Origin of the sequence: Rhodococcus sp. 1163, from assembly GCF_002091985.1 — a bacterium.
Taxonomy (GTDB): Bacteria; Actinomycetota; Actinomycetes; order Mycobacteriales; family Mycobacteriaceae; genus Rhodococcoides.
Window position 1 is genome coordinate 60,343 of record NZ_MKKX01000032.1, and the last position, 21,962, is coordinate 82,304.

At 63.9% G+C, this 21,962-nt stretch carries 19 protein-coding genes; 7 read left to right on the plus strand and 12 right to left on the minus strand.

Annotated features, from left to right (window positions below; all coding sequences use genetic code 11):
- Positions 1 to 11 precede the first annotated feature (11 nt).
- Positions 12 to 1,136, minus strand: coding sequence for a DUF3068 domain-containing protein (locus BJD99_RS13185; protein WP_084347304.1), 1,125 nt, complete (start codon positions 1,134 to 1,136; stop codon positions 12 to 14).
- 206 nt (positions 1,137 to 1,342) lie between these two features.
- On the opposite strand from BJD99_RS13185, the gene BJD99_RS13190 reads away from it, so the two are divergent.
- A complete protein-coding gene (locus BJD99_RS13190) occupies positions 1,343 to 2,473 on the plus strand; it encodes an acyltransferase (protein WP_084347305.1) in 1,131 nt (376 codons plus the stop codon).
- On the opposite strand, the gene BJD99_RS13195 is transcribed toward BJD99_RS13190, so the two are convergent.
- The 3 genes from BJD99_RS13195 to BJD99_RS13205 all read right to left on the minus strand — a co-directional run bounded on the left by BJD99_RS13195 (position 2,454) and on the right by BJD99_RS13205 (position 7,467).
- A complete protein-coding gene (locus BJD99_RS13195; protein WP_084347306.1) occupies positions 2,454 to 6,746 on the minus strand; it encodes an alpha-(1->3)-arabinofuranosyltransferase family protein in 4,293 nt (1,430 codons plus the stop codon). The genes BJD99_RS13190 and BJD99_RS13195 overlap by 20 nt on opposite strands.
- Positions 6,727 to 6,897, minus strand: a complete 171-nt coding sequence (locus BJD99_RS13200) for a DUF2613 domain-containing protein (RefSeq protein WP_084347479.1) — start codon at positions 6,895 to 6,897, stop codon at positions 6,727 to 6,729. Before BJD99_RS13200 ends, BJD99_RS13195 begins: the two co-directional genes overlap by 20 nt.
- Positions 6,898 to 6,999: 102 nt before the next feature.
- Entirely contained in the window at positions 7,000 to 7,467 is a 468-nt protein-coding gene (locus BJD99_RS13205; protein ID WP_084347481.1) for a universal stress protein, read from the minus strand.
- A 94-nt stretch (positions 7,468 to 7,561) separates the two neighbouring features.
- Here BJD99_RS13205 and BJD99_RS13210 point away from each other — a divergent pair, with 94 nt between their 5' ends.
- Both BJD99_RS13210 and BJD99_RS13215 read left to right on the plus strand, forming a co-directional pair.
- Positions 7,562 to 8,725 (plus strand): glycoside hydrolase family 3 N-terminal domain-containing protein, encoded by a 1,164-nt coding sequence (locus BJD99_RS13210; RefSeq protein WP_179142336.1) that lies wholly within the window; start codon positions 7,562 to 7,564, stop codon positions 8,723 to 8,725.
- Between the two features lie 100 nt (positions 8,726 to 8,825).
- Positions 8,826 to 9,431: a TetR/AcrR family transcriptional regulator gene (locus tag BJD99_RS13215; RefSeq protein WP_084347308.1), complete on the plus strand. Its 606-nt coding sequence runs from the start codon at positions 8,826 to 8,828 to the stop codon at positions 9,429 to 9,431.
- Positions 9,432 to 9,504: 73 nt separating this feature from the next.
- Here the strand turns inward: BJD99_RS13215 and BJD99_RS13220 are convergent, their stop codons facing one another.
- Together BJD99_RS13220 and BJD99_RS13225 are read right to left on the minus strand one after the other, a co-directional pair.
- Entirely contained in the window at positions 9,505 to 10,362 is an 858-nt protein-coding gene (locus BJD99_RS13220; protein ID WP_084347309.1) for a MaoC/PaaZ C-terminal domain-containing protein, read from the minus strand.
- Positions 10,359 to 11,705 (minus strand): 3-oxoacyl-ACP reductase, encoded by a 1,347-nt coding sequence (locus BJD99_RS13225; RefSeq protein ID WP_084347310.1) that lies wholly within the window; start codon positions 11,703 to 11,705, stop codon positions 10,359 to 10,361. The genes BJD99_RS13220 and BJD99_RS13225 overlap by 4 nt, the downstream gene beginning before the upstream one ends.
- A 165-nt stretch (positions 11,706 to 11,870) precedes the next feature.
- Here BJD99_RS13225 and BJD99_RS13230 point away from each other — a divergent pair, with 165 nt between their 5' ends.
- A complete protein-coding gene (locus BJD99_RS13230; protein ID WP_084347311.1) occupies positions 11,871 to 13,169 on the plus strand; it encodes an acetyl-CoA C-acetyltransferase in 1,299 nt (432 codons plus the stop codon).
- Positions 13,170 to 13,264: 95 nt separating this feature from the next.
- Here the strand turns inward: BJD99_RS13230 and BJD99_RS13235 are convergent, their stop codons facing one another.
- On the minus strand, positions 13,265 to 13,474 hold the full coding sequence (locus BJD99_RS13235) for a hypothetical protein (protein ID WP_256895667.1): 210 nt from the start codon (positions 13,472 to 13,474) through the stop codon (positions 13,265 to 13,267).
- Positions 13,475 to 13,506: 32 nt separating this feature from the next.
- Here BJD99_RS13235 and BJD99_RS13240 point away from each other — a divergent pair, with 32 nt between their 5' ends.
- Positions 13,507 to 13,920, plus strand: coding sequence for a helix-turn-helix domain-containing protein (locus tag BJD99_RS13240; RefSeq protein ID WP_084347312.1), 414 nt, complete (start codon positions 13,507 to 13,509; stop codon positions 13,918 to 13,920).
- 236 nt (positions 13,921 to 14,156) lie between these two features.
- Positions 14,157 to 16,391, plus strand: a complete 2,235-nt coding sequence (locus BJD99_RS13245) for a VanW family protein (RefSeq protein WP_373270541.1) — start codon at positions 14,157 to 14,159, stop codon at positions 16,389 to 16,391.
- Positions 16,392 to 16,421: 30 nt separating this feature from the next.
- On the opposite strand, the gene BJD99_RS13250 is transcribed toward BJD99_RS13245, so the two are convergent.
- A complete protein-coding gene (locus tag BJD99_RS13250; protein WP_084347313.1) occupies positions 16,422 to 17,177 on the minus strand; it encodes an SGNH/GDSL hydrolase family protein in 756 nt (251 codons plus the stop codon).
- A gap of 203 nt (positions 17,178 to 17,380) precedes the next feature.
- Between BJD99_RS13250 and BJD99_RS13255 the strand changes: the two genes are divergently transcribed.
- Complete coding sequence (locus BJD99_RS13255) at positions 17,381 to 17,878, plus strand: flavin reductase family protein (protein ID WP_084347314.1); 498 nt, start codon at positions 17,381 to 17,383, stop codon at positions 17,876 to 17,878.
- Positions 17,879 to 17,944: 66 nt separating this feature from the next.
- Here BJD99_RS13255 and BJD99_RS13260 read toward each other — a convergent pair whose 3' ends face one another.
- From BJD99_RS13260 to BJD99_RS20980, 4 genes are all read right to left on the minus strand, one after another.
- Entirely contained in the window at positions 17,945 to 19,780 is a 1,836-nt protein-coding gene (locus BJD99_RS13260) for an acyl-CoA dehydrogenase (protein WP_084347315.1), read from the minus strand.
- A gap of 79 nt (positions 19,781 to 19,859) precedes the next feature.
- A complete protein-coding gene (locus BJD99_RS13265) occupies positions 19,860 to 20,483 on the minus strand; it encodes a bifunctional 2-polyprenyl-6-hydroxyphenol methylase/3-demethylubiquinol 3-O-methyltransferase UbiG (protein WP_084347485.1) in 624 nt (207 codons plus the stop codon).
- 26 nt (positions 20,484 to 20,509) lie between these two features.
- Positions 20,510 to 21,622: a DUF4185 domain-containing protein gene (locus BJD99_RS13270; protein ID WP_084347316.1), complete on the minus strand. Its 1,113-nt coding sequence runs from the start codon at positions 21,620 to 21,622 to the stop codon at positions 20,510 to 20,512.
- A 140-nt stretch (positions 21,623 to 21,762) separates the two neighbouring features.
- Positions 21,763 to 21,921, minus strand: coding sequence for a hypothetical protein (locus tag BJD99_RS20980; RefSeq protein ID WP_179142330.1), 159 nt, complete (start codon positions 21,919 to 21,921; stop codon positions 21,763 to 21,765).
- Positions 21,922 to 21,962: the final 41 nt, after the last annotated feature.

Genomic DNA, 21,962 nt, shown 5'->3' on the forward strand with positions numbered 1-21,962 from the left:
GGTGAAAGCTTTTACTCTTTCGCGAGGTTGGTACGCGGGATGACCTCGGTCTGATCCGTTGTCCAGTCACGATTGTGGGGCTCGGTGGGAGCGGTGCCGCCACCGTCGGTGTGCTGCGGTCCGCCGGTGCGTGCAGGCTGACGAGGTCCACCGTTACGGAGTCCGAGAAGGATTCCGGCGATCAGTGCGATGACACCGAGGATGCCGAGAACGATCGGGACGGTGCGTCCGAACAACGACAACCTGTCCATGCCGTCCTTGGCTTGCTGGATCTGGAATTCGACGGTGTTCTCGTCGAACTCGATCGGTGCCTTCAGCACCTCGACCTCGGCGGTACCTGCAGTGCGCGAGTAGTACTGGTGAATATCCTCGCCGCCCTTGACGACGACACCGGTTTCGGGCTCGACCCACAGGGTTCGCGTGTTCTCGTACCAGCGAGTCATCGTGACCGGTGCGTCTCCACCTTCGACGCCCCAGGTGGCGGCAGGCAGGGTGACCTTGTTGGTGGGGAGGTTCACTACCGACGACAAGTCGACGGGCCCGACCTGCTGCTCGAACTTGTAGACCGTGGTGCCGTTGATCTCGGTCTCTTCGACAAAGTCGATGTCCTTCGATTCACGGGCATTGACGTCGAAGTACGGGTAGCTCTTCTGCTCGGTGTTGAACGGGAACTTGTACTGCAGACCGGTGTGCGGCACTTCCTCGGCAGGCTTGCCGGACTGCAACTGGATGGTCCCGACCGGGTTCTCGACGGGCATCGAGCTGACGCGGTCGAGCGTCACGCGGTCGACGCTGGCGGTGAGTAGGCCGCTCTCGCCCTGCTTGTCACCGCGCAGCAGTGTCTGTCCGGCCTGCACCGTGATCTCGTCTGCGCCCGAGGGATCTTCGACGGTGACGAAGCGCTGCGATACCAGTGGAACGTTCTCGTCGACGACGGCGCGACCCGCTGCCAGTGATGCAGAATTGAGTACGCTGCCTGTTCCGGTCGAGATCGTGGTGACCTCTAGATCTAGTGGCGTCTTTTCCAGCCGTGACACCGTGTACGTCGGAATCATTATGGCCGCTACCAACAGGAAAGCGCCCAAACCGATGAGTACAAGGGCAACGATCCGGCTCGGCCCTGAGCGCTCCGCCATGTGAGAATCTCCTTAGTCGTTTTCTCGGCGTGCCATTTTCCACCCCCGACAGATCGAGGTGCGTAAATCCCCCCGACCTGGAGTGTCCGATTGGACCGCCACGTCGGTGGTGAGAGTAACAGTGATGCGACATTGAGGGCGCGGGCACGCCCGATGACGGGCGACTTTCGCGCTCGCGTCAACTGGAATGATTCACTGGTCCGATCATGAGCACAACGACCGACACCCTCTCGCGAGCCGTCGTGCCGCTGCGCGGGTTCATCCCCTCGCTCGAGGGAATGCGCGCGTTTGCGGCCATCGGCATCATCGTCACGCACGTGGCGTTCCAGACCGGTGCTGCGAGTTCACCCGTCATGGGGCGTATCTGGGGCCGGTTCGACCTCACGGTCGCCATATTCTTCGCCCTGTCAGGATTCCTGCTGTGGCGTCCACATGCCGCGCAGGCACGTGGGATCGGTCGTGCACAGTCTGCGGGCCGGTATTTCCACTCTCGTGTCCTTCGTATCGTGCCCGCATACTGGGTAGTGGTGGTGCTCGTGCTGCTCTTTCTCCCCGGTGCAGGCGGTGACTACCGCGTCTGGTTGGCCAACTTGTCGCTGACTCAGGTATTCGTGCCCCTCACGTTGACCGAGGGCATGACGCAGATGTGGAGTCTGTCCGTGGAAGTGGCGTTCTATCTGCTGCTACCGCTTGCTGCCTTCGCGATGGTGAAACTCAGGGGTTCGGCGGCACGTCTTCGCATTCCGGTGCTCGCCGTGGTCTCGGCGATCAGTCTGAGTTGGGCTTTCCTGCCGGTCGTGTCAGCCCCGAACACCCATCACGACAACTGGCTCCCCGGTTACATCCCGTGGTTCGCCGCGGGCATGGTGCTCGCCGAGATTTCCGTCGGACCCATCACCTGGGTACACCGATTGTGCTCGCACCGGCGCATCGTCGGTGCCATTGCTTTGCTCGCCTTCGCATTGTCCGCGACGCCGCTCGCTGGACCCCAGGGGCTCGTACGGCCCGAGCCGTGGCAGTACGAAGTGAAGATCGTGCTGGGCGCGGTACTCGCCTTCGCGCTGTTGGCCCCACTCGTGCTCGCCGACGACCATCGGCATCACCGAGTTCTGGAGCATCCGGTGATGCTGGCGTTGGGCCGATGGTCCTACGGCATCTTCATCTGGCATCTGGCGGTGCTCGCCATGGTGTTCCCGGTCTTCGGTGTCGCACCGTTCCAGGGCCATTTCTGGCTCGTCCTCTGCGTGACGGTGGCATTGTCGATTCCCGTCGCTGCAGCGAGTTATGCGCTGGTGGAGGATCCGATGCGGAGGCGGTTCAGTCGTTCTCGGCCGTGACGGCCACGGCGAGCGCCAGTACCGCAACGAGGGCGGCGAACTGAACGAGGTAGGCGTGCCCGATATAGCCCTCCGGTGATCGCCACGGCCCGCGTGAGAGCAGTGCCATGGCTGTCAAGGTACCGATGCCCGCGGTGGACACCAGTACCCGAGCTGCGACGGTGGTGCCGTACCGCCGTTGGAGCACAACGGTGCCGATCCCGAGGACGACGGCCACGACGGCTCCGGTGATGCCGGCGATGACGATTGCGGCGGCGATGAGTGCGATGGCGCCGACGATCGACCGGTTCCAGGGCCGTGGCGGCACACTCGTGCGGGGTGCACTGGCGCGGAGGGCGAGCAATGCCAACGGGATCAGCAGGAGTAGTCCGCCGAAGATGCCGAGTCGGTACCACGTGTTGCTCGGATAGTCGAGTACGACGGTCCCGTCGACACCTGCCGGGATCACCCATCCTTGCTGCCAACCGTTCACGGTGATCGGTTTCAACGTCGTGCCGTCGGGAGATGTTGCGTGCCAACCGGAATTGTTGCTCTCCGGTACGACGAGAAGTTGATCGGTGTCGCGGCCCGATACCTCGATCTCGCGACGGTCCGACGTCCAGGCGGTCGTGTCGGCGCTGACGGGTGCAGAACTAGTCGCGCTCGTGGCGGGAACGGGCATGGTGCGCAATCGCATTCCGTCGACGAAGAATGCGGCACCCGGATCCACGACGACATCCTGCTCGCCCGCCGGGAGGGCAATCGGGTTGAGGGCATCGGTCTCCACCGGGAATATCCCCTCGCACAGCGTCGCCTTCAGCGGTTCGCCCGATCGGAATGTGTCGACGGTTGCGGTCACCGATGCACGCACGGTCTGTCCGGCGATCGAGATGATCGGGCCACGGTCGCAACCGACAGTGACTACCCGGTTCGCGTCGAGTGCGCCGCCCAGAACCGCGCCGGCGGACAGTACTTTCACCTCGGCCAGACCGGGAGGCGCCGGCAGTACGAAGCCGAGAGAGTTCTTGTCCAGCACATCATCCCAGTCGACGATCGAGATGACGATCCTGTCGGTCACCCGCGGGCTCAGCTCGATCGTGGTGGAGCCGTCGATGTCACGGACCATCGGTCCATCACCCAAATTGACCGCGACCCTCGTCGGGTGCGCAGGTAGGTCCCCCAGGCTGGGGGACAGGGTGAGGCCGTCGACGAATGTGGGTTCGGGAAGATTCACCGTCAGAGTGGGCTGCGTACCCGCTCGCTTCTCGATGCTCTTGGTCGGCGCGGTCCACGAGGTCCTGTCGTCACCGTCGGTGACGGCGAATGCCGAGCCGTGCAGGTCGCCGACGTCCGAGGTGGCGGTGGCCACTGGGCGACCGGGCTGCGAGAGAAGAGATTCGAGTTCGGGGCTCTGCCTCGTTCGTAGCGTCAGCTCGGGCAGTACCGCAGTGCCCATAGGTACGGACAGGGTGCGGGAGAAGCGTCCGAGCTCCTCGGGAGGGAGGGACAATCCGCTGCTGCAGCGGATTCGATCCGTGGTGTCGATGCACCCGGTACGGCCGGGGAACTCCTGGCTCAGTTCCCAGCCCCGCACGTCGGCGTCAGCAGTGACGGGTGGAAGTACCGCGCGGTGCACGATCGATACCTGCTGTGGCGCAGCGCGATTGGAGTAGTCATCGACGGAGAGTTCGCTGATCCCGAACTGGCTTCCGCTGGTACCGTCCACCGTCGACTTGGCCGTGATGCGCACCCACGGCGTCGAACCACCGGGAAGTGACACCGTCAGCGGCTCTCCTGGCTTGTCGATTCGAGCCGCGGTACTGCCGTTGGGGGTGGTGATCTCGAGCCACTTGACCGGATCCCCGATCGTCCCCGGACTGGTGTGCAGATGTAGCAGTCCCTGGTTGACCGGAGTGTCGAAGTCGAGTTGAAGCCATTGTCCCAGTGCGTTTTCGATGCCGTTGGATACCCAGCTCGTCGCCAGATCGCCGTCGACGACTGCCGCGACGCCGCTCCCTGGGGCCGTTCCGCCGATCTGCGTCGAATCCGAAGCCGAACTCGATGCGGTGATACGAGCGCCCTCCCATTCGCCGTCGACCGTAGCGGCGCCGTCCACCGGATAGTCGGGCACGGCATTGAGTGATCTTCGTGGTTCTTCGCTCGAACGCAGCGCGGAGCTGTGATAGTCGACCTGACCGTAGTCGGTCTCCCTGTTCATCGGCGTATCGGTGACGGTGACCTTGTCCACCGGTATCCCGGCCGCCGCGGCGTCGGAGGCCAGGACGATAGGTCCCGCGGGTACCGGGTCCGACACACCGTTTCGGCGCTGCTCGTTCAGGCGCGCCACCGACTCCGGTCCGCCCTGCACGAAAGGGACGCGATCCAAGTCGACCGTGTACGGGCCGGATGCCGGTATGGCGGTTGGGTTTTCGACCTCGTAAATCTCGACGGCAGGGTACGGCGGTCGCAGATCACCGTCGATGGTTATGCCGTCCACGGTGCCCGGGGCGATGTCCTCACCGAACCGGGCGACACGCGTCAGGCCCGGTGAGCCGTCGAGAGCGCTGTGGACCTGCACCGGTCGCGTGGAGCGGGAGTTCTCAGGATCGAGATCGTTACGCACCACCACGTAGCTGATCCCCTGGCCCAGAAGGGTATCGGCAAGCCCGGCGGATGGACGGCCGTCCGCGATGAGACGCTGCACGGAATCGAGTGCGCGGATAGCTCCGGGTGGAGTCAGCGGGACGGCGTCGCGCGCCGCCCATGGCGTCGTGGCGAGGGCTTGGAGTGGTTCGTCGCGAGTCAGGCCCCACGTCTGGAGGGCGAACGGTGCACCGGGGACGACGAGGGCGCGCTGAGCGTCCGAACCGTCGGGGGAGGAGCCTGACGCGTGGTCGGTGAGCCAGTCGGCCGTGTCGTGCCAGTAGTCGGGGATGGCTTCGTAGGCGCCGCGGGGCGCGAGTTTGCCGGTCCAGGCGAGTGAGGTGGAGAAGGTCAGGGCGACCAGAACCAGCCCGGCGACGGCGACCATCTTGTCGCGTTCGGGATGGGCTATTGCCTGGCGCCATCGGGCAGCAGGTACCGAGCCGGGGAGGGGCACCCTGGAGAGGAGATGCGCGAGCCCGAGCACCAACGGTATTCGGATGAGGGGCTCGAGCTTGTGCACGTTGCGCAGTGGGGCGCCCGCGGTGTCGAGGAACAGGCGCACGGTATCGGCGAAGGGGGAACTCAGATCGCCGACGTAGCCGGCTGTGAGCCCTACTATGCCGACCAGCAGTACCACCGTCAGGCGCCCGCGAGCGGGCATCGTGCGCATCGCGAGGCCGGCCACTCCGGCGGCAGCGATGACGCCGGTGGCGATGACGGCTGCCGGTTGGGTTACCAGGATGGCGCCCGCCACGCGCTCGGGGGAGACGAACGGAGTCCAACTGCTGGTACCGCGGAGGATCTCGGCGAGCGAGGCCCACTGCGTCGTGGTTCCGGAGGATTCGATGTAGTCGAGGAAAGGTGGGCTCACGCGCCCGAGAAGGAGTAGCGGAACGATCCACCACAGGGTGGCGAGGACGCCGAAGCCCACCCACCAGGCGGCGAACGCGGCCCACGCCCGGTTCGGCCGGTGGCACAGCAACCAGATCACCGCGACGAGGCAGGCGGCGGCCGTCGCGACGGCGTTGACGGCGCCCATCAATGCGACGGCGCACGCGGATTGTGCCGCAAGGGTTCGGGGCCCGCCCCACCGGCTGCTCGATTGTGTTGCGTCGGAGCCGCTTCCGCTGAAAGCGCGAACCACCGGAATCAATACCCACGGTGCCAACATCATCGGCATCGTCTCGGACGAGATGGATGCGAGAGTGGTGATGACGCGGGGTGACAGAGCGAATGCGAATGCGGCGATGAGCCGTGAGCTACGGGAGCCGATGCCCAGCGCTTCGGCCAACCGAATGATTCCCCAGAATCCGGCGATCAACAGCAGCGCCCACCAGATGCGCTGGGTTATCCACGGCGGAATCGCGAGAATGTCACCGAGCGCAAAAAACGCGCCATGTGGGAAGAAGTATCCGTAGGCCTGGTTTTGCACCTGACCGAGAGGCGCCTGGCTCGTCCACTGGTGTGAGGCGCGCGCAAGAAATCCCAGCGGATTCTGGGAGAGATCATACTTCGTATCCGCGACCGTGTAGCCGGGGATCTGCAGGAACGAAACGAGAAACGCTAGAGCGGAGACCCCGAGCAGCCACTTACGTCCGAGGCGCTCGGACGAGATCGTTCCAGCAGTGTCAGCGGCTGCCGTACTCAACCTGATTGAGCAACGACGAGTCGGCGTTGCCGGTGCGGTCGATCTCGGGACGAGTGTTGTCCGATGCTGCCGCAGTCACCCCGAACACGACGCCGGCGCCCAATACCGCGCCGACTACTGCAGCAACAATTCCCGGGACAGCAAACTTCATCTCGGTCTCCACTTTCGTCGGCAGGCATCAATGACGGCGACTTTCCCCCGTGCGCCGCTAAAGGTATCACCCGGTGGGCACGATGCTGTGACGCACTCGTCCTTACTTGCCGGGTGGAACTATCAGCACCGGCCGATGGCTGTGGCGCAGCACATGATCTGCCACCGAACTCTGGAGCAGCGAACGAAGGCCCGTGATGCCACGGGTTCCGGTGACGATGATGTCCACGTCGAGATCGTCGGCTTTCTCCACGATGGCGCTCCAAATGGCCGTCGTGCATTCGGCGCAGTGCCCCTCCACTTCGAGCCCGGCTTCACCGGCGAGTCGAACACCCTCTTCGTTGATGGCCTTCGCGTCGGTCAGTGCCACGTCCTCGGTTTCGTCGTCGGCTACCCATTCGGGTTGCATGACGCCGGAAAGTCCGGACATGCGTGCTGCTTGGCGAACCATCGGCTCCCACGCGGTGACGACGATGGCACGCTTCGTCGTCAGAAATCGGCCGGCGTACTCGATGGCTCGTTTGGCGTTGTCCGAGCCGTCGTAGGCGATGAGTATCAGATCTGCAGGCATCGGTCTCCTCCTGGTGAGCTTGTGGTCGAAGGCTATCGCGTCGAGGTCGCCGATCGCGGCGCTACGGCCACCTCGGCTACCGTTGAGAACCATGATGAAGTTCCGCTCGCCCGTGCCCATCGCTGTGCTGGTGCTGGGGATCGGTTTCACCGCCGGTTGCGGAACCGCAGCGGAACCGGAGCCCGTAGCTGCACCGGCCGTCACGTCGGCCGCGACGTCGGCGGAGGCCACGACGGAAGCTGCGACGCCGCCGCCTGATCCTTGCGCGGCGTTCGTCGGCTCCTTGACCGAGCGGCAGCGTCTCGCGCAACTACTGACGGTCGGCGTCACCGGTACCGACGACGCGGTGAACATCGTGGCGACGGAACAGGTCGGCGGCATCTTCATCGGTAGCTGGACGGATTCGCAGACGCTGGCGAACCGCGAGGTGCCCCGGATCGCTGCGGCCGCTGCCGTGCCGCCGATGGTGACCATCGACGAAGAGGGCGGTCGAGTGTCACGGGTGGAGGATCTGCTGGGAAGCGATCCTTCCGCACGCGAGACCGCCCGGACGATGTCGGTGGACGAGACCTATGGCATGGCGCACGAACGGGGGCGCGGCTTGAAGGACCTCGGGGTCACTGTCGACTACGCACCGGTGGTCGATGTCAGTAGTCAGCCGGATGACTCGGTGATCGGGGATCGGTCGTATTCTTCCGATCCGAACGAGGTGATCGCGTATGCGGGCGCCTACTCTCAGGGCCTCCGCGATGCTGGAATCATGCCTGTACTCAAGCACTTCCCCGGGCATGGGTCCGGCTCCGGCGATTCGCATACCGGTGAGGTGACGACACCTCCGCTCGATCAGCTTCGGCAGTCCGATCTCGTTCCGTACACCGCCCTCTCGCAGACCGGCGTCGGCATCATGGTCGGACATCTCGATGTACCGGGACTGACCGATCCTGGTGTGCCTGCAAGTATCAGCCCGGCAGCGATGGCACTGCTGCGCGACGGTGTCGGTTACGGCGCGAGCCCGTTCACCGGGCCGATTTTCACCGACGATCTTTCCGGCATGGCTGCGATCACCGACAGGCTCGGCATCGTGGCGGCCGTCGAAGCGGCACTGGTCGCGGGCGCAGACGTCGCGCTGTGGCTGACCACCGACGACGTGCCTCAGGTTCTGGACAATCTGGAGAACGCGGTTGCCACGGGACGATTGCCTGCACCGCAGGTCGACGCATCTGCAGCCACAGTCGCACGGTTCAAGGGCGCCTGCTAGCTTCACGACAGAAGCGACGCAGCCATTCTTACTGTGGAGTAAGATCAGTGGTTCTACCTTTGTTTGTTCGACCCTGCTTCGACCTTGGTTTGGAGGACACATGGCTGGCGGCACCAAGCGATTGCCCCGCGCCGTCCGTGAGCAACAGATGCTCGACGCGGCAGTGGATGTGTTCTCCGACAACGGTTTCCATGAAACTTCGATGGACGCGATTGCGAAGAGGGCGTCGATTTCGAAGCCCATGCTCTACCTCTACTACGGCTCCAAAGATGAGCTGTTCGCCGCGTGTATCCATCGCGAAGGCGTCAAATTCGTCGAGGCGATGACTCCGGCCGCAGATCCGACACTGACCCCTCGTGAGCAACTGCGTCGCGCATTGCTCGGGTTTCTCGGTTTCGTCGGCGATCACCGGAAGTCTTGGATGGTGCTCTACCGGCAGGCGATCGGTCAGACTGCCTTTGCTTCGCAGGTACAGACCAGCCGAGATCGGCTGATCGAGTTGACGGCGGGTCTGCTGGAGATGAGTACGAAGGATCCGGACGAGGGCCAGAACTACACGCTGATGGCCGTGGCGTTGGTGGGCGCGGGTGAGGCAGTGGCCGATCGTGTCGCCGGCGGTGAGATCGAGGTCGACGCGGCTGCCGATCTGCTCGAGAATCTGGCGTGGCGAGGTCTGGCAGGTAAGAAGTCCGCAACCAACGCGTAGGACCTGCGCTGTGTGTATGAAAGCTTGGAGATGAAACAGCCCCTACGTGCGCTCACGTAGGGGCTGTTTCGGTTTACCGCAGCGTTGCGGTGAGGTGCGGGTACCCCTTCTTGGGGTTCGAAAGCGAGAGATCCCAGCCGGTGCCGACGGATTCGGCATACAGGTTCACGGTTGCGGGCAGCACGATCGGCTTGCCGAACCGCACGCTGTAGGTGACCTTCTCGGGAATTCGGCCCTCGATGATCTGCAATGCTGCAGCTGCGCTCCACATTCCATGCGCGATGGTCTTCGGAAATCCGAATGCCTTTGCGCCGAGCGTGGATACGTGAATCGGATTGCGATCACCCGATATCGACGCATACCTGCTGATCGTCTTCTGATCGACTCGAAGGGTGCGCGTCGGGGGTGGTGGTACCTCGTCGGCAGGCGGGGCTTCGCGGAGTTCGCCGGACAGGGAAGTCTTCTGCAGGCTCAGGAAGCTCGAGGTCTGCCTCCAGACGAGTTCGCGACCGACGCTTACTTCGCTGACCAGGTCGACCAGCAGACCCTTGCGGTGCTCGCGCAGGTTCTCCGCGTGCACTCGAACGTCCAGAGGCTCCGAGACGGAGATCGGCCGAAACGCCTCGATGACGTTCTCCGCATGCACCGAACCGATGGCCGCGAACGGAAAGCCTTTGGACACCATCAGTTTCATGACCGTCGGGAAGACGAGCGTGAACGGATACGTGATGGGCAGGATGTCACCGAAGCGTAGTCCGGTGGCCCTGCAGTAACCGGCGAGATTTGCGGAATCGACGCGCAGGCCGCGGAGCTCGAACTCGGTGGACGGCACCGAAGACGACTTCGACCCGAGGAACGGCAACGCGCCACGTGCGGCCGCGGTGTAGATTTCCGAAATCTTGGGCTGCTCCGAGAGCTTGACGACGCTCATGCGCCGAGGAGACTCTGACCGCAGACGCGGACAATCTGTCCGGTGACGGCGTTCGACGAGGGAGAAGCGAAGTACGACACCAGTTCTGCGACGTCGACGGTCTGGCCGCCCTGTAGCAGCGAGCTCATGCGTCGCCCGGCCTCGCGGGTGGCGAAGGGGATGGCGGCGGTCATCGCGGTTTCGATGAATCCGGGTGCGACGGCGTTGATGGTGATCGACTTGGCGGCGAGCACGGGGGCCGACGCCTGTACGAGGCCGATGACGCCCGCCTTGGATGTGCCGTAGTTGGTCTGGCCGCGGTTGCCGGCGATGCCGGCGATGGAGGACACGTCGATAACGCGTCCGCCTTCCTTGAGTGCACCGACCTTCACCAGGTGATCGGTGATGCGCTGTGGTGCAGCCAGATTCACGCCGATGACAGAGTTCCAGCGACTCTCGTCCATGTTGGCGAGCGTCTTGTCGCGGGTGATGCCGGCGTTGTGGACGATGATGTCGGCACCGCCGTGACGCTCGAGGAGGTGCTTGGCGAGCACCTCGGCGGCGTCGGGTGCAGTGACATCGAGCGCCAGCGAGGTGCCGCCGACCTTGTTGGCGGTCTCGGACAGTGCCTCACCGGCGGCGGGGATGTCTGCTGCGATGACGTGTGCGCCGTCGCGCGCCAGCACCTCGGCGATGGTGGCACCGATGCCGCGTGCCGCGCCGGTGACTACTGCGACCTTTCCGGCCAGCGGCTTGTCCCAGGACGCGGGTGCGGTGGAATCGGCGTCGCCGACGACGATGACCTGGCCGTCGACGAAGGCCGACTTGGCGGACAGCAGGAAGCGCAGGGTGGATTCGAGGCCGGAAAGCCCGGTCGATGCGTCGGGGGAGATATAGACCAGCTGAGCCGTCGCGCCGCGTTTGACCTCTTTGCCGACGCTGCGAGTGAAGCCTTCGAGGGCGCGCTGGGCGATGTGCTCGTCGACGTTTGCCGTCTTCTCCGGTGTCGTACCGATGACGACGACGCGTGCGGAGGGCGCGAGGTTGCGGATGACGGGCTGGAAGAACTGGAAGAGCTGCTCGAGGTCGGCGACGTTGCCGATGCCGGTGGCGTCGAAGACCAGTGCGCCGTACTTGGCGTCGTTCGACTGTGCCTGCGGGTAGTCGGAGAGGAGTTGGCGCAGTGGCTCGACGAGTCGGCCGTTGCCGCCGATGAGGACGGGTCCGGCCAGGGGCGGTTCGCCTGCCTTGTACCGACGCAGCTTCTCGGGCTGCGGCAGGCCTGCCTGCTTGGCGATGAATGCTCCAGGCGCGGACGCCAAGAACGTTGAGTAGAGGTCTGGGGCTCCCTTGGTGGCTGCCACTTGTCCTACCTTTCACTTGGCGTCTTCGCAGTCCCGCGTGCACGCTCGATGCCGGGCGCACACACGGGCGCGAAGCGCACGACCGGGTGTCGACAACCAACTTACTCGCCAGTAAGATGAAACTCCACCAAGGCCTTTTTCTTACCGGATGCTGGGAGACCACAAGTGACAAGCAGGCAACTACGACCGGTCGCAATCGTCGGTGGCAACCGCATTCCGTTCGCTCGCTCGGACAAGAAGTATGCGCGCGCGTCCAACCAGGACATGCTCACCGCAACTATCGACGGCCTGGTCAGCAGGTTCAATCTGCAAGGAGAGCGTCTCGGCCTCGTCGCTGCGGGCGCGGTACTCAAGCACAGCCGGGATTTCAATCTCACCCGCGAAACCGTTCTCGGTAGCGCGCTCAGTCCGTATACCCCCGCCTACGACCTGCAGCAGGCATGCGGGACGGGTCTGCAGACCATCGTGGCCGTCGGTGATGCCATCGCGGCCGGGCGCATCGATTCCGGTATCGGCGGCGGCGTCGACACCACCTCCGATGCACCCATCGCAGTCGGCGACGACCTGCGCGAGTTCCTGCTCTCGCTCAACCGCGCGAAGTCGGCCACCGATCGACTCAAGCTGCTCGGCAACGTTCGACCCTCCATGCTGGGGATCGAGATCCCTCGCAACGGCGAACCGCGTACCGGCATGTCCATGGGTGACCATGCGGCGATCACGGCGAAGGAATTCGGTATCCGCCGCGAGGACCAGGACGAACTGGCTGCCGCGAGCCATCAGAACATGGCTGCCGCCTACGACCGTGGCTTCTTCGACGACCTGGTGACGCCGTTCCTGGGCCTGACGCGCGATGACAACCTGCGGCCGGGATCGACCGTGGAGAAGCTCTCGACGCTGAAGCCGGTCTTCGGGACCAAGCTGGGCGACGCGACCATGACGGCCGGCAACTCGACGCCTCTCACCGATGGCGCTTCGGCGGCATTGCTGTCGACGGACGAGTGGGCCGCCGAGCGCAACTTGCCGGTTCTCGCGCACCTGGTGGATTCGGAAACTGCTGCCGTCGATTACATCCACGGCAACGGTTCGTACACGGACGGCCTGCTTATGGCCCCGACGTACGCAATTCCGCGCCTACTGGCCCGTAACGGGCTTACACTTCAAGACTTCGATTACTACGAGATTCACGAGGCGTTCGCATCCGTCGTGCTCGCGACGCTGCAGGCGTTCGAGAGCGAGGAGTATTGCAAGGAGCGTCTCGGCTTGGACGGTGCGCTCGGTTCCATCGACCGCAGCAAGCTCAACGTCAACGGTTCCTCGCTCGCGGCGGGGCACCCGTTCGCTGCTACCGGTGGTCGTATCGTCGCCTCGCTGGCCAAGATGCTCGCGGAGAAGGGTTCGGGCCGTGGCCTGATCTCCATCTGTGCGGCCGGTGGTCAAGGCGTCACCGCAATCATCGAGCGCTGAACAAGCACTCGATCAACTGGGGGAGCACGATCGGCAGATCCGTCACACGAGGGGTTGACGGATCTGCCGATCGTTATAGCAAGGCCTGACAAGTGCTACTCCGGAATTCCACTTTCCGGTGGTGTGGACTCTTCGCCCTCGTACTCGACGACGGGTGAGTCACCGATGTCCGTCTGCATGACCGGCGTCAGATAGTCGGGAACACCGTTCTTTATCTGGTAGATGCTGGCACCCGAGATTCCGAGATGACTGTCCTCGGAGTAGCGGAACGGTGCGAGTTGTGGTCCCTCGAAAGTACGAAACACTCGTCCAGGCGTATCGACGCGAAAGCGCGCGGATGCAGCAGCGCGACATCGCCAATGTGCTCGCAACACTGACTGCCGAGACCCTCGTCGATGGGGAGGTAGGGGTCGCGCTGGCTACCGATCGGCTCCCACGCGTGATCATGGCGGCCGACGACCAGTGCTCGGAGCTGCTCGTGCGTCACGCGCTCGGGTCGTTGTGGACACACCCGGAGCTGCAGCGTGACACGCTGCTCGGCACTCTCGCGCATGTTCTCGCCAGTGACGGGTCACCAACCAACGCCGCGAAGGTGCTCTTCTGTCATCGAAATACCGTGATCTACCGAAGTAGTCAGATCGAGGAGCTGACCGGTCGTGTTCTCTCCGATCCTCAGAACCGGCTGCTGTTGACGTTGGCCCTGGTGAAGACCGGGCATTGGGCGTGGGCAGTGGACCCCGGGCACAGGTGAGAACCCCGCGTTCATTCAAGTGAATGAACCGCAGGGGTTTTCGAAGCTCGGTTGTAACGCTTCACAAAGATTGCCGATACTCGTAGTGGCTCCGTACTGCTGCCCGACCCCCGACCCGGCAGCGGTGCGGAGCCTCCTACGTCTCGATCGAGGTGGCTCGACATCTCTGCGTCGATAGCGGATGCGTAAGCTCGGGCACGACAGTCGATCGAAATCGGTGGGGGTTGTGGGAGGGCTTGAACGTGAGCATCGGTGGAGACGGCACAGAACCGCACGAGCGTCAGGAGCCTCCAGTCGCTGAGGGTCCGGTCCCTGAAGGTCCAGTAGAGGACACGCAGCCCGAAGAGGTACTGCCGTACGACGCGGTCACCGAGGCCATGACCGTTGTACCTCCCGAGAGCGCCGTACCTCCTGAGAGCGCCGTACCTCCCGAGCAGACTGCTACGAATCGGCCTTCGAAGGATGATGAAGAGCCTACGACGGAAGCGTATTCAGCGGTTCCTCCGAGGCCTGTGGGGCCAGTTGTCGCCCCGAGGCCGCCCGAACCGCCTATCACCTCTCCCGCCGCAAGTTCGGCAACGCCCGACCCAGCCGGCGCTGGAACGGGCGGCTCGGATCAAAAGCCTCCGTGGGTGAAGGCTGCAGTCTTGGCGGGCGCTGCGGTGGCGATCTTGGCTGTGTTCTACACCGCGGACTGGTTGTCTTCCAGTGGCGCAGTTCCGCGTGGAGTTACCGTTGCCGGAGTCGACGTCGGAAGCCTCTCGCACGACGACGCCGAGGCGAAGCTACGTTCGGAGCTCGGCGCACGCGTCGAACAGCCCGTTGCTGTCGACGCCGGAGATCTGGACCTCGAGTTCGTACCGGCCGCCGCAGGGCTCGGTGTGGATTGGAACGCGACGCTCGATCGCGCGGGGTCGCAGCCGATCAATCCGTTCACTCGGATCGCTTCGTTCTTCGGTCATCGCGAGATCGGTGTGGAGTCGACGGTCGATGCTGCCGCGCTCGATGCGACCGTGGAGTCGATTCGTGCGCAGACCGACCGCGCTCCGGTGGAAGGCGACATCGTCTTCGAGGGTGCGACTGCGGTAGGCGTGGTGCCCGCTCCTGGGCTGGCACTCGACGTTGCCGGCGCACGCGAGGCAATGCAGAAGCGTTGGGCTTTCGGGGATGTCGCAGTGCCCGTGGAGACCGCTGATGTGACGGTGCACCAGGACGAGGTCGATCGTGTGCTCACCCAGATCGCCGAGCCGGCGGTGTCCGCGCCGGTGGTGTTCACCGGCAAGAATGCTGCAGCCGCAGTGCTGGCCCCGGAGGTCGTCGGCCAGGTCGTGTCTTTCGAGCCGGGGGAGGATGGGTCACTCGCTGCGCGGTACGACAACGATGCAGCGATCCGTATTCTCGCGCCACAGTTGGCCGCTACCGAGACGGTCGCGAAGGACGCGTCGTTCGTTTTGGGCTCCGGCGCGCCGACCATCGTGCCCGGTGTCGTCGGCGACATGGTGCAGTGGCCGGTAACGCTCGAGCAGTTGCCGACCTTGTTGGCCTCCTCGGACGCCCGAACCACCGCGGCCGTGTACGCGCCCGCACCACCGGCACTGACGACCGAAGGCGCGCAGGCGCTCGGCATCAAGGAAGTTGTCGCCGAGTACACCACCGGCGGATTCGAGTACGCGTCCGGAGTCAATATCAGGCTCACCGCCGATATCGTCAACGGTGCGTTGGTGAAGCCGGGAGCTACGTTCTCGCTCAACGGGTACACCGGACCACGCGGAACGGCGCAGGGTTTCGTCGAGTCGGGGATCATCGACAACGGGAGACCGGACCGGGCAGTCGGCGGCGGCATCAGTCAGTTCGCAACGACGTTGTACAACGCGGCGTACTTCGGCGGAATGGAAGACGCCGGGCACACCGAGCACAGCTACTACATCAGTAGATATCCCGAGGCCCGCGAGGCGACGGTGTTCGAGGGTGCCATCGACCTGAAGTTCACCAACCCTGCCAAGACCGGCATCGTCATCGAGTCGTTCGGTACGGGTTCGGATGTGACGGTTCGGCTTTGGGGAACGAAGACGGTGGAGGTCGGGTCCAGTACCGGGCCGCGGACCAACCCGACCTCTCCCAACACGGTCACGCTCCCTGCTGGTGAGCAGTGCGTTCCGTCCAGTGGTGGACCGGGATTCACGGCGAGCAATACCAGGGTGATCACCGATATTGCGTCGGGCAAGGAGATCTCGCGAGATACTCGCACGGTCAAGTACGACCCGATTCCGATCGTGAAATGCCAGTCACGCGAACCTGATCCGAAGCCTGCCGATGCTCCGGCACCGGCACCCGCACCGCCAGCAGCAGAGCCGGCCGCGCCTCCAGCGGTTGGACCTGCCGCCGAACCTGCCCCGGTCCCTCCTGCCGATCCTCCGGCAGCCGAGCCGGGGGATCAGCCGGCCGCTTCGCCGGAGGACAGTGACAGCTAGTCCCTCTCGCCGCTAGTGCTGTTGCAGCTGTTACCGAAGCGTCGTGTGTTTCGGCGCGATGTCGTCGCCGGAGGATGCGCCGCGGAGACGTCGTGACACCCACGGCGCTGCGAAGGACTTCACCCATTCGGCATTCTCACGCCGCTTGTCAGCAGGCGCTATGGGTGCGCGTGGCTCCAGTGGTTCGAGTTCGATCGAATGCGGGACACCGAGGTGATCGAGAACCTCGGATGCCATTCTGACGTGTCCGCGCGTGGACATGTGGAGACGATCCGTGTTCCACATCCGGGTGTCGTCGTAGCCGTCGAGACGCCAGAAGTCGACGAGTTCGACTCCTCGACGGTCGGCTACTTCCCGCAGAAGTTCGTTGTAGATCGCAGTGCGTCCACGCAGTGTGCGGAACAGCGGTGCCCAGCCCGCGTCGTATCCGGTGAAGGCGACGACTCGCGCGCCGGTGGCGACGAGGTCTGCCAGTGCCGAGTCGTATCTGGAGACGATGGCGTCGATGTCCACCTTGGGCCGCATCAGATCGTTGCCGCCGGCGTAGATGGTGATGAGATCGGGTGCGGCGTCGACGGCGATGCCGACTTGGTTTTCGATCACCTGGTCGACCAGTTTTCCGCGGACCGCGAGGTTGGCGTAGCGGAATTCCGGGTTCGTGGCGCCGAGCTGTTCGGCGACGCGGTCGGCCCAGCCCTTGACTCCGTTTGCGCTGGTGGGATCGGCGTCGCCGACGCCCTCGGTGAACGAGTCCCCGAGCGCTACGTAGCTGTCGATTCTCGACACAACATCAACCTCCGTGAGTACTGCTAACTAGTTACTCGACAGTACGACACCGTCGCGGCGAATTTCATTCCCGATGATTCGGTCGCAGGACTCTCGTCTACCGAAACTCGTATCGTGGACTACGAGGTGTGCTGGCAGGATGACCGAACGTAAGGTCAGATGTCACCACCTGATCACGCTGCTCAGACCAGAACGGATATCTCATGCCTCTCGCCACCACCGAACTCGACAACGGTGCTCTTCGCGCCGCTTTCGGTCAGTTCCCCAGCGGTGTCGTCGCGCTGTGCGCCGAAATCGACGGTGCTCCCGTCGGCATGGCCGCGAGCAGTTTCGTCGCAGTGTCGATGGACCCGCCGCTCGTGGCGTTCTGCGTGCAGAACACGTCGACGACGTGGCCGAAGTTCGCTGCCTCGAAGCGCATCGGCATCAGCGTGTTGGGCGAAGCGCACGACGGCGCTGCGCGGACATTGGCTGCCAAGACGGGTAACCGGTTCGAGGGTCTGGAAGTGACGACGACCGAGGACGGCGCCGTCTTCATCGGCGGAGCGAGTATGTGGCTCGACGCCACCGTCACCGAACAAGTACCCGCAGGCGATCATGCGATCGTGCTGATGCGGATCAACGAACTCGAAATCAGAGACGTTGCACCCATCGTGTTCCACAGCAGTAAGTTCCGCCGCCTCGCAGCCGAAGAAGGATAGGCCGAGCGCAAAAACAACGGCCGCACCCCCAGGAAGGGGATGCGGCCGTTTGTGTACGGGGTCGAATCAGAATGCAGCTTCGTCGAGCTCCATGACGTCGAGGTCCGTGTTGGCGAGGATGCCGCGGGTAGCGGTCAGCTGGGGCAGGATGTTCTTGGCGAAGAAGGACGCGACTGCGACCTTGCCCTCGTAGAACGACTTTTCCTTGCCCTCTGCACCGTTGTCGAGTGCCTTGATGGCAATTTCGGACTGACGCAGCAGCAGCCAGCCGATGAGCAGGTCGCCGAAGCCCATGAGGAAGCGGACGGATGCGAGGCCGACCTTGTATAGCTCGGTCGGCCGCTCCTGAGCTCCCATGAGCTGCTGGGTCATCGTGGTGACGATGGCCTGCACGTCTTCGAGTGCGGTGGCGAGAAGCGCGCGCTCGGCCTTGAGTCGACCGTTGCCTGCTTCGCTGTCGATGAACGACTTGATCTGGCCGGCGATGTGAGCCAGCGCGACGCCACGGTCACGGGCGATCTTGCGGAAGAAGAAGTCCTGCGCCTGGATGGCCGTCGTGCCCTCGTACAGCGAGTCGATCTTCGAGTCGCGGATGTACTGCTCGATCGGGTAGTCCTGCAGGAACCCGGATCCGCCGAGCGTCTGGAGGCTCTCCGCCAGCTGGCTGTAGGCGATTTCGGATCCGACGCCCTTGACGATCGGGAGCAGCAGATCGTTGACGCGGTAGGCGATGTCGTCGTCCGCGTCCGATACCTGCTTGGCGGTGACCGGGTCCTGGTGTGCCGCGGTGAAGAGGTACACCGCGCGCAGGCCCTCGGCGTATGCCTTCTGGGTGATCAGGCTGCGACGAACGTCGGGGTGGTGCGTGATGGTGACGCGGGGTGCTGCCTTGTCCGTCATCTGCGTCAGATCGGCGCCCTGGACACGCTCCTTGGCGTAGTCCAGCGCGTTGAGGTAGCCGGTGGACAGGGTGGCGATCGCCTTGGTGCCGACCATCATTCGAGCGTGCTCGATGACGTCGAACATCTGCGCGATGCCCTTGTGGACCTCGCCGACGAGCCAGCCCTTGGCCGGGATGTCGTGGCCACCGAAGGTGAGCTCGCAGGTGGTGGAGACCTTGAGGCCCATCTTGTGCTCGACGCCGGTGACGAAGACGCCGTTGCGCTCGCCGAGTTCACCGGTCTCGAAGTCGAAGTGCGTGTTCGGTACGTAGAACAGGCTCAAGCCCTTGGTGCCGGGTCCGGCACCTTCCGGGCGAGCGAGAACCAGGTGCATGGTGTTCTCGAAGAGATCGTCGGACACGGCCGAGGTGATGAACCGCTTGACGCCTTCGATGTGCCAGGAGCCGTCTTCCTGCTTGATGGCCTTGGTGCGGCCTGCGCCGACGTCGGATCCGGCATCGGGCTCGGTGAGCACCATCGTGGCGCCCCACTTGCGCTCGACGATGACCTTCGCCCATTCCTTCTGCTCATCGGTGCCGTTGTTGTAGAGCACGTTGGCGAATCCTGGTCCCGCGGAATACATGAACGCGGCAGGGTTGGCGCCGAGCAGCAGCTCGTTGAGTGCCCAGCCGAGAGTGCGAGGCGCGGGGATGCCACCGACCTCTTCGTCGAGGCCGACACGCCACCACTCGCCGTCGTACAGCGCCTTGAACGACTTCTTGAAAGCCTCTGGCAGCTTGACGGTGTGAGTGTCGGGGTCGAACACAGGCGGGTTTCGGTCGGATTCGGCGAAGGACTCGGCGACCGGTCCCTCTGCCAGGCGGACTACCTCGCGAAGCATGTCGCGGGCGGCCTCTCCGTCGAGGTCGCCGAAGTTGTCACCTGCGAGAGACTCGTCGAGCCCGAACAGCTCGAAGAGGTTGAACTCGAGGTCCCGCAGGTTGCTCTTGTAATGGCCCATGCTCGTACTCTCCATGCTCGGTGGTGCGGTCTCGTGAGTACCGCCCAAGTTAGCTACTCGTCGGTAACATAACTGGATATTACCCCCGTTCATTCCCGCTGCCAAGAGGGGACCTACTCGCGAGTAGTAAAGCGTCGATCGCGGTGCCGTGATCGGTGTCCCGCAGGCGCTTCTCGGCCCTGATCACCACGCCCAAGTTATCGACATCGGAGATCAAATCCTCAGGTGTATAAAGTATTTCGGGTTCCTGTGGCCCGCCGACGCCGTCGGTGATGTTGAGTGAGTGGTGACCGAGAATCATGAGGATTCCGTCAGGTTTCAGAGCGCCGATCGCGCTGCGAATCGCCCGTCGGCGTTGTTCCGGGGGTAGATGAAGGTAGAGAACGAGGACCAAGTCATAGCCGGGCTCGGCTGAGAGCTTGGTCACATCGGCGTGAACCCAAGTAAGTCGATCTCGTACCGACTTGGGCGATTTCGCGGCGATCCGCCGCCCCTTCTCGAGCCCGACGGCCGAGAAGTCGACGGCGGTGACCTCCCATCCGCGGGTGGCCAGCCACAGGGCGTTCCTGCCCTCACCGGCCGCCAGGTCCAACGCCCGCCCACGCGGAAGCGCGGTGGCGTATTCGACCAGCGCCTGGTTAGGAGGCGATCCGTAGACCAGGTCGGCGGCCGCATATTTGTTGTCCCACGCTGTTGCATCCATTGCGACGACCATATGTCGCCGACGCGTCACAGCGTGGCGCGCAGGAGCAGTACGTTGTAGTTCTGGTGCACCGTGGCGAGGAAGTACAGGTCAGGACCCGAGGACCACGGGTGAATGTAGGGGGCGTACGCACTGCGAAGCTGATTGGTGTCGACGAGCACCTCGGGCGGACTCCACGGGCCGACGGGCGACGGGGAGCGTCGCATGACGATCGAATCGGAAGCGTCCGTGGTCAGCATCAAGTATTGACCGAGGTACTGGTTGTACGCGACGGACAGCTCGCCGACGTCGCCGACTATGGGGGCCGCGAGGGCGGGGTCGCCCTTCTTCCACTCGGCGCCGGTCCAATATTCGTACGCGGCGAGGTTCAGGATGTCTTTTTCGAGTACGCGTGAGACGTAGCCGGAGTTGCCCCGCCCGGGAGGCGTGCCGTACTCGTAGACGAAGCCGCCGTCCTTCAGGAAGGCGTTCTGCTGGAAATTGCGGTTTCCGCCGTCGCTCGGACGTTGAGTCTCCGGGTGGACGGTCCAGTTCTCGCCGTTGTCACCGGATACTGCGATCGAGGAGTAGTTGGTTTCCCAATGTCCGGGCTGACCCCAGTCCCTGACCGACATCAAACTCATGAACTGATTCTGGCCGAGCGCGACACCGGCAGTAGGGATGCGGCTGATCTCGATGAAGGGGATCTTGGGGCTCGGTACCAGTTCTTTGGCCTGGCCGAGTGGGTCCTTGACGATGCTGTCGAAGCTCATGCCATCGGTCAGGTTGCCGTCGTGGCTCCGCACGAGCGCGCTGCTGCGCCAGGACCACAGGCTCCCCTGCAAAAGGTTCGGCAGCCCGAGGCCTGCCGTATCACCGAAGGCGGTCAGGATCTCGCCGTTGCCGTTGTCCCACATGATGCCGAGGTCGGTGCCCAGCATGTTGACGTTCTGAGTCTCGTTCGGACTGGACATTCCGGTGGCCTGCGCGACGGCCACGGTGCGTCCGGTGAGCTGCGGGAGGCCGAAGACACCGTTCAGTCCTGGAATCGGATTGACGATGTTCGGATTGGCCGATGCAGGACCGGCAATCACAAGAGATGTGACCACAACAGCAACAGCGACCGACGTGAAACGTTTCACTAGCCCCCCGGCTTTCATTCGAGTTCTTCAAACAGACCGCGGGAAGCATAACTCGAGGTTTCACCGGTCGAGCGGGCTTTTTTGTTCTTTCGGCAAAGTAAATGGGTTGGTCAGCGTAGGGAAAGCAAGCGCGAAGTCCGTTACTGCCGAGACGAGAATCAGTCGTGCGGAACGGACTCGTCGACGTCTGCGGTGTCCCAGTCCAAAGTGGATCCGAGTTCCTCGGAATCGGCACGACGCGCAACGCGGCCCAGCACGACGGCGACCGCGAGGGCCACCACCAACCAGACGGCTATACCGATGAGTATTCCAAGCACATGGTCTTTCTAGCACCGATATCTGAGAATGCGCGGAGAAA

Excerpts from the sequence above, each read along its gene's own strand:
- BJD99_RS13185 (WP_084347304.1), bottom strand. The coding sequence starts at position 1,136 with ATGGCGGAGCGCTCAGGGCCGAGCCGGATCGTTGCCCTTGTACTCATC.
- BJD99_RS13190 (WP_084347305.1), top strand. The coding sequence starts at position 1,343 with ATGAGCACAACGACCGACACCCTCTCGCGAGCCGTCGTGCCGCTGCGC.
- BJD99_RS13200 (WP_084347479.1), bottom strand. The coding sequence starts at position 6,897 with ATGAAGTTTGCTGTCCCGGGAATTGTTGCTGCAGTAGTCGGCGCGGTA.
- BJD99_RS13205 (WP_084347481.1), bottom strand. The coding sequence starts at position 7,467 with ATGCCTGCAGATCTGATACTCATCGCCTACGACGGCTCGGACAACGCC.
- BJD99_RS13210 (WP_179142336.1), top strand. The coding sequence starts at position 7,562 with ATGAAGTTCCGCTCGCCCGTGCCCATCGCTGTGCTGGTGCTGGGGATC.
- BJD99_RS13215 (WP_084347308.1), top strand. The coding sequence starts at position 8,826 with ATGGCTGGCGGCACCAAGCGATTGCCCCGCGCCGTCCGTGAGCAACAG.
- BJD99_RS13220 (WP_084347309.1), bottom strand. The coding sequence starts at position 10,362 with ATGAGCGTCGTCAAGCTCTCGGAGCAGCCCAAGATTTCGGAAATCTAC.
- BJD99_RS13240 (WP_084347312.1), top strand. The coding sequence starts at position 13,507 with ATGCAGCAGCGCGACATCGCCAATGTGCTCGCAACACTGACTGCCGAG.
- BJD99_RS13255 (WP_084347314.1), top strand. The coding sequence starts at position 17,381 with ATGCCTCTCGCCACCACCGAACTCGACAACGGTGCTCTTCGCGCCGCT.
- BJD99_RS13260 (WP_084347315.1), bottom strand. The coding sequence starts at position 19,780 with ATGGGCCATTACAAGAGCAACCTGCGGGACCTCGAGTTCAACCTCTTC.
- BJD99_RS13265 (WP_084347485.1), bottom strand. The coding sequence starts at position 20,483 with ATGGATGCAACAGCGTGGGACAACAAATATGCGGCCGCCGACCTGGTC.
- BJD99_RS13270 (WP_084347316.1), bottom strand. The coding sequence starts at position 21,622 with ATGAAAGCCGGGGGGCTAGTGAAACGTTTCACGTCGGTCGCTGTTGCT.